Here is a 994-nt window from a genome sequence, read left to right as displayed (position 1 = left end):
TCACGGCTTAACAGCCGCCAGAACAGCCCCACGTTAATTTTCAGATATCCGGTGCCTTTTTCCTTCAACCGGACGTAATTACGCTGACCCCGCCGGTAACATTTCACCTGATATTGCGCCTTACGGCGAAAGGACAGCGGGGCCGTTACCGGCACATGCAGGCCGGGTATGATTTCCGTTAATTTTCCTGACATCGTTTCCTGTATGACCCGTTTTATCCCTGTTTTTTCACAGAGACCGATCCGGATGCACCCTGTTGCTGCCATTCTTTGACGGCATTCCAGACGGACGTCAGCGAAATATCATGATGCTCCGCCACGTCCATCATGATATCCAGCCCTTCGGCACTGTCCGCATCCCCAATTTTTGCCGCCTGCCAGCGCTGCCACAGGTCACGGTTTTCCGCTTCCGTCAGCACCGAAACCCGCCCCGACTTCACGGCAATCCCGGCAATACGCCGGCGCGCCGCCACCTCCAGACTGGACAGGCCAAAAAAATAGTGCATCAGGTCAATCGATCCGCTGAGTTCCAGTGCCCGGTCAATGCGTTGTATCCGCTGCTGTTCGATACGCGCCTGATGTAAGATGCGGGCCAGATTGGCGTGATGAATCTGCACACTCAGCACCGATACCGGGCTGTTGCCCAGATAATGCAAATCCTCAATCGTCAGGCTCTGTAACATCAGCATCTCCGAGGGTGCCAGCCCCAGTGCTTCGCAACGGCGGATATAGCCGTTCTTCAAATCCATCACCAACTGCAACAACAGGCTGTTGGTCGCTTGCGATAAATGATTCATACACTTCCTCCATTATCAGGCCAGTCAAAACACAATGAATGAACAACACACTGAAAAGCAGGCACCCCGTACCGGCATCGCTACATCGTCAACATCTCCGGTGTAATTTCGCGCTGAAGTTCACGCAGGCGGCGGATAATTCGCAGCAGCCGCAGAAACTTCACGGTCTGGCTGTCATCCAGTAATGGCACCGCCTCC

General features: G+C 54.2%; 2 protein-coding genes. Both read right to left on the bottom strand.

The window, feature by feature from the left end:
* Positions 1-194: ParE family toxin-like protein (locus FE394_RS17515; RefSeq protein WP_319927636.1), on the bottom strand; the 194-nt coding region annotated here is incomplete at its 3' end.
* Between the two features lie 20 nt (positions 195-214).
* Entirely contained in the window at positions 215-796 is a 582-nt protein-coding gene (locus FE394_RS17510; RefSeq protein ID WP_319927635.1) for a DUF2857 domain-containing protein, read from the bottom strand.
* Positions 797-994 lie beyond the last annotated feature (198 nt).

Origin of the sequence: Xenorhabdus littoralis (assembly GCF_033949345.1) — a bacterium.
GTDB classification, from domain to species: Bacteria; Pseudomonadota; Gammaproteobacteria; order Enterobacterales; family Enterobacteriaceae; genus Xenorhabdus; species Xenorhabdus littoralis.
This window is presented reverse-complemented; position numbering and strand designations above follow the sequence as displayed.